This is a genomic window from Falcatimonas sp. MSJ-15, from assembly GCF_018918265.1.
In the GTDB taxonomy this organism is placed as follows: Bacteria; Bacillota; Clostridia; order Lachnospirales; family Lachnospiraceae; genus Falcatimonas.
On record NZ_JAHLQC010000019.1, the window covers coordinates 70443 to 76450 of the forward strand.

At 32.0% G+C, this 6008-nt stretch carries 5 protein-coding genes and 1 pseudogene; 5 read left to right on the forward strand and 1 reads right to left on the reverse strand.

The window, feature by feature from the left end:
* Window positions 1-312: 312 nt before the first annotated feature.
* The 4 genes from KQI85_RS13680 to KQI85_RS13695 all read left to right on the forward strand — a co-directional run bounded on the left by KQI85_RS13680 (window position 313) and on the right by KQI85_RS13695 (window position 4911).
* Window positions 313-1023: a YoaK family protein gene (locus tag KQI85_RS13680; RefSeq protein ID WP_253293905.1), complete on the forward strand. Its 711-nt coding sequence runs from the start codon at window positions 313-315 to the stop codon at window positions 1021-1023.
* Between the two features lie 114 nt (window positions 1024-1137).
* Entirely contained in the window at window positions 1138-2940 is a 1803-nt protein-coding gene (gene pepF / locus KQI85_RS13685; RefSeq protein WP_216576636.1) for an oligoendopeptidase F, read from the forward strand.
* 804 nt (window positions 2941-3744) lie between these two features.
* Window positions 3745-4365 carry a GDSL-type esterase/lipase family protein gene (locus KQI85_RS13690; protein WP_216576637.1) on the forward strand — a complete coding sequence of 207 codons (621 nt, stop codon included), beginning with the start codon at window positions 3745-3747 and terminating at the stop codon, window positions 4363-4365.
* 141 nt (window positions 4366-4506) lie between these two features.
* The gene (locus KQI85_RS13695; protein WP_216576638.1) at window positions 4507-4911 is read left to right on the forward strand and encodes a response regulator; all 405 of its coding nucleotides are present in this window, start codon (window positions 4507-4509) and stop codon (window positions 4909-4911) included.
* 28 nt (window positions 4912-4939) lie between these two features.
* On the opposite strand, the gene KQI85_RS13700 is transcribed toward KQI85_RS13695, so the two are convergent.
* On the reverse strand, window positions 4940-5179 hold the full coding sequence (locus tag KQI85_RS13700) for a hypothetical protein (protein WP_216576639.1): 240 nt from the start codon (window positions 5177-5179) through the stop codon (window positions 4940-4942).
* A 576-nt stretch (window positions 5180-5755) separates the two neighbouring features.
* Here KQI85_RS13700 and KQI85_RS13705 point away from each other — a divergent pair.
* Window positions 5756-6008, forward strand: a pseudogene (locus tag KQI85_RS13705) (hypothetical protein); the annotation flags it as partial.

Consider the following 6008-nt stretch of genomic DNA (forward strand, 5'->3'; position numbering starts at 1 on the left):
TCAAATCATAGTTATAGTATGTATCGGAGATATCTAATTCTAATATGATAAAATCAACAAAAATAATAAAAATAATATAAATTTTTTGTCATAAAAGTATTTTACATAAATGATATCAGCTAGTATAATAAATGTCGAAATTCAGGTTATGATATAAAGTAATATTAAAAAGCTCAAATTAATTAGCAGTTTACATAAGCTTGCTGACTGCATTAAATTGTTCTAAAAATGTAACTGTGTTAATGATAAATCTTGAGTTATAAAAACAAAACTTGGATTATAAATAAAATAGTCATACAAGGAGAGGTCGATATGTCTGATAAGAAGATAAAGAATAGAATAGTGAGATGGCTTCCGCAAGATCAGATGTCAGAAGCTTTCATAAATAGTGCATTTTTAGCGATATCAGGTGGATGGCAGGATGCATATACTTATTTTGCAAGAGGAAAAGTATTCTCTAATGCTCAGACCGGTAATGTTGTACTTATGAGCTTTAACTTTATGAATGGAGATTTTGTGGCTGGAGTTAAGTATCTGCTTCCTTTTCTTGCATTTGGACTTGGAGTATTTATAGCAGAAAATATCAATTATAGATATAAAACAATGTCGAAGATACATTGGAGACAGCTTGTGCTGATTATTGAGATGATATTACTTACTTTTGTAGGATTTTTGCCACATTCACTTGATTTTGTAGCGACAATTACAGTGTCATTGTCTTGTGCAATGCAGGTACAGACATTTAGAAAAGTGTCTGGATATGCTTATGCGAGCACAATGTGTATTGGTAACTTAAGAAGTGGTGTATCAGTATTATCAGCATACATAAGAGATAGAAAACCAGTTCAGCTTAGACAGACTCTTAATTATTTTGGCGTAATATTTGCATTTGCAATAGGAGCAGGACTTGGCGGATATTTTTCACAAAAATATGGAATACATGTAATATGGCTGTCAGTAGTATATCTTATGATAAGTTTTGCGATAATGTCATTTGAAAAGCTGAAGAATGATGAAAAATAATAAAGTATACAGAATATGATAAAATATAAGACCTATGTACAGTTGAATAAATGATGGATATAGTATACAATCGAAGTGTGACAATATGACAATATGGAGAACGTGGAGGACAATATGGAGAACAAATTATTATCAAGACAGGAAGTGCCTGTAGAACTTACATGGGATCTGTCACAGATCTATAGAACAGAAGAAGATTGTCTTAAAGATGTAGAGCGAATAAAAGAACTTGGCAGACATATCGAAGAGACATATATAGGAAAATTAAAAGATGCAAAGACTGTAGCTTCATGTATAACTGAATATAGAAGATTATCAGAGCTTCAGACTCCGGTATGGTATTATAGTGATCTTGCAGTTTCAGTTGATTATTACAATTCACATAATCAGGAACTTAATTCAAAGATTGTGAGAATTATATCAGACATTGACAGCCGATTAAGTTTTATAAAAAGTGAATTAATGGAACTTGACGAGAATATTATTAAAGAAGCTATCGAATATGATAAAGCTAATGAAGGATATTTAAAAAATATTCTAAAAGAAAAAGCTCATAAACTGCCGGCAGAAGCAGAAAAAGTACTTGCAGCAATATCACCAGTACTTAATGTTCCTTATGAGATATATAATACAGCAAAGCTTGCAGATATGAAATTTGATTCATTCACAGTTAATGGTAAGACATATCCACTTGGATATTCATTATTCGAAGATAATTATGAATATGAAGTTGATACACAAGTAAGAAGAACAGCATTTGACAACTTCTCTAAGAAGATAAAGCAGTATGAGAATACTACTGCTGCTGTATATAATGCACAGGTTCAAAAAGAGAAGATAATGGCTGATCTAAGAGGATATGACTCAGTATTTGACAGTCTTCTTGATGGACAGAATGTATCAAGAGAGCTATATGACAGACAGATTGATATAATAACAGAGAAACTTGCACCACATATGAGAAAATATGCACAGTTAATTAAAAAAATATATAATCTTGATGAGATGACATTCGCAGATCTGAAATTGCCATTAGATCCGGAATATGATCCAAAAGTAACTATTGAAGGTTCAAAAGAATATATTGAAAAAGGACTTGCTATTCTTGGAGAAGATTATGTCAAGATGATTCAGACAGCATACAAAGACAGATGGGTTGATTTTGCAAAAAATCAGGGTAAATCAACAGGTGGATTCTGTGCAAGCCCATATAATGGACATTCATATATTCTTATGTCATGGAATGGCAAGATGTCAGATGTATTCACTCTTGCACATGAACTTGGACATGCAGGACATTTTAGATTATGTAATGGATGCCAGAGTATATTTGATACAGATGTATCATCATATTTTGTAGAATCACCATCAACAATGAATGAGCTTATCATGGCACATTATCTACTTAAGACAAGTGATGACAAGAGATTCAGAAGATGGGTACTTGCATCTATGATATCTAACACATATTATCATAATTTTGTTACACATCTTATGGAAGCAGCATATCAAAGAGAAGTATATAAGATTGTTGATAATGGTGGAAGTGTATCAGCAAAAGTATTAAGCGAGATTATGAAGGATACATTAAGCAGATTCTGGGGTGATTCAGTTGTACTAAATGATGGCGCAGAACTTACATGGATGCGTCAGCCACACTATTATATGGGACTCTATTCATATACTTATAGTGCAGGTCTTACAATTGCAACAGAAGTATGCAAACGTATAGAGACAGAAGGCGAAGCCGCAATCGAAGACTGGAAGAGAGTACTTGCAGCAGGAAGTACTAAGACACCGGTTGAACTTGCTAAGATGGCAGGCGTTGATATAACAACAGATGCACCACTTCTTGATACAATAAATACAATCGGTTCAATAATCGATGAGATATGTAAACTTACAGAAGAATTATAAAAAGCAATATTGATTATGCAGAGCATCTGGCTGTGTTAAAAGATATTAGAGTGGTATTATATAGAAATTAATGACAAAGTGATATTATATAAAAAATAATGATAAAGTGATATTATATAAAAGATAATATATAGAAAAGCAGGAATATTCTAAGAATCCGAAAAAAGAGGGGAACTTAGAGTCTTCCTGCTTTTCTGCTTTTTATGGTCCTTTGTCAAGTGTGGGAGTAAGAGCCATATTGAAAAGCTAACAAAAGCTAACTGTTAGGTTTAAAAATTGAGACTCAAAATTGAAAAACTAATTGTCAGGCTCAAGAAGTGGATATTTTAAATAGGAAAGTTAATTATTAAGAATAAGAATTAAGAGTAGGAAGTTAATGATAGAGAGTAGTAAGTTGAAGATAGAGAATGGAATTAAGGATTAAGAGTAGGAAGTTAATAATAGAGAGCAGTAAACTGAAGATAGAGAGTAAGAATTAAGGATTAAGAGTAAGAAGTTAATAACGAGAGGGTAATAAGGTGAAGATAGAAAGTAGAAAGCTAAAGATAGAGAGTAAAAATAAAAGATTAAAAGTGGAATAAAAAAAGTTGAAAAGGAGATTGACATCGTAGAAGAATAGTAGTATAGTATTCATACAAAGTAACTAGGAAATATATAATACAGCAAAGTAGATATCGGACAGAGTAAAATGTATAAGCATATCTAAAGTATATACTATATATTATATAAGACATATCACATATACTGTATTTAAAGAATATAATAATGATGCTGATAATAGCAGATAGATTGAGGTGGCTGACTATGAAGAATATATTATGCTTTGGCGATTCAAATACATACGGATATATTCCGGGCAACAGAGGAAGATATGATTATGAAGTTAGATGGACAGGAATTCTTAATGAGAGAGCAAGAGAACATGGATATAGAGTAATAGAAGAAGGTCTTGTAGGAAGAACAACAATATTCGAAGATCCGCTAAGAGACGGAAGACGTGGAGTAGAGGTACTTCCAATAATCTTAGAGACACATAATCCTATTGATAAGATAGTTCTTATGCTTGGAACTAATGACTGTAAGACACTCTATGGAGCAACTGCAGGTGTCATAGGTCTTGGGATAAGGAAACTTCTTGAACAGATAAGAAGAACATCACCTGATGCTAAGATACTTCTTGTATCACCAATTCATCTTGGTGAGAGAGTATGGGAAGAAGGATTTGATACAGAATTCTCTAAGAACTCAGTTGGAGTATCTAAAGAGCTTGGTGATGTATATGAAGCCATAGCGAGTGAATATAATATAGAATTCCTTAAAGCATCAGATTATGCCAAACCAAGTGAAGAAGATCAGGAACATATGAATGAAGAAGGACATGCATCATTTGCTAATGCAGTATATAATAAACTATTTGTTAGATAGGTATTATATTATGGGGAATATAAGTAATAAGCGGCTGATATATTATAGACTTATGCATTGCAATATATAAGTAGTTGATTAAGAGAACAAAAGAATGTATATTAATATGTAGATAATATTAAGCATGGAGAAGGTTAAAATATGCAGATTAAAGATTTGAGAATACTTGTCGTTGATGATAATGTATATAAGTTAATGAGTATAAAAAGAGCATTAGAATATAATGGAGTTACAATGATTACTACTGTGAATAATCAGGAAGATGTCTTTAGTGAACTTGCAATTCCCGGCGCACATTATGATGTTATTGTAACAGATATGCAATATCCACTTACATCCGGCAGCAGTGTTAACTGTGATGCCGGATATATATTAATTGACAGACTTAAAGAGCAGGGAAAAGATATACCTGTAATAATATGTTCATCAGATAATGTGAGCCCAGGAGATGCAATAGGGACTGTATGGTATAATAGTCTGAGGGATCTCGAATATGATATGTATGAACAATTATTGTATGTAGTGTCTTTGGTTGATGAGAGATAGGGATTATAAGAATTATTGTTAATGGTAACTATGTTGTGGTCAAGCTATCTATTACTTTATTATATGCTGATTTTATACTAGAGCCACAAGATGTAAACACTCCGTTCTCTGTCTTTGAAAATCCTAATACCATTTCATACTCACCAGCAACATTAACTATTTTTACCCTTGCTATATAATAATCAGTACCCATACTATTATTCTCAGCATTACTCTTACTCACATCAACTTTTACTAAATCATCAAAAGGCATATCCTCATTATTCACAGTGTATAATTGTTCTATTACTTCATCTGATAGAATACTCTTAGCCTTCTCCTTATTATCATAAAACTCTTCATAACTGCTAGAACCATAGGCACCCTTTACTGCTTTTGCTAATTCTATGTTATAGTCTGTCTTATTTTCCCCACAGCCCCCCTAATATAAACACAACTATACTTGCTGTGGCTATTACTTTCTTAATGTTCACTAATCATTCACCCCTTTTACTAAATCTTCTATATTGTCTATGTGTATTAGCATAAGTTTACAATTTCTAAAAAGCATTATTATTATACAGAAAATGAAGACTAAAATCTATACAAGAGTTAATTCTATAGATATGGAATTAACTCTTGCAAGGTAGAATTTAAAAGTACATTTGTCCCACCATACGAGAAAAGCAAAGTAAAAAATGAAAAAACGAAAATATGTTTGCATATTATTACTGTATATGATATACTAATAGTACTAGTAATAGCTAATAGTGTTATTAGTACATCATACATAATACTTGCTATAAGTAGCTGATAGCAAGTATTAACATACTGACAAGAAACATACAGTTAAGAGAGGATTTTTATGGCATCAACTAATGAAAACGTAGGTATTAACCGTACTTACAAGGACAGACTTTTCAGATTAAGATTCGGTTCCGAAGAGTATAAAGAGGATATGTTATCACTTTATAATGCACTTAACGGAACTGATTACAGCAACACAGAAGATATCAGGATAACAACACTTGATGATGTAATATACATGAAGATGAAGAATGATATATCAATTCTTCTAGACAGCAACATGGTCTTGTGGGAACAGCAGAGTTCGATTA

What these genes read in the sequence shown, in the direction of transcription:
- KQI85_RS13680 (WP_253293905.1), top strand. Translation starts at nt 313, where the DNA reads ATGTCTGATAAGAAGATAAAGAATAGAATAGTGAGATGGCTTCCGCAA.
- pepF (WP_216576636.1), top strand. Translation starts at nt 1,138, where the DNA reads ATGGAGAACAAATTATTATCAAGACAGGAAGTGCCTGTAGAACTTACA.
- KQI85_RS13690 (WP_216576637.1), top strand. Translation starts at nt 3,745, where the DNA reads ATGAAGAATATATTATGCTTTGGCGATTCAAATACATACGGATATATT.
- KQI85_RS13695 (WP_216576638.1), top strand. Translation starts at nt 4,507, where the DNA reads ATGCAGATTAAAGATTTGAGAATACTTGTCGTTGATGATAATGTATAT.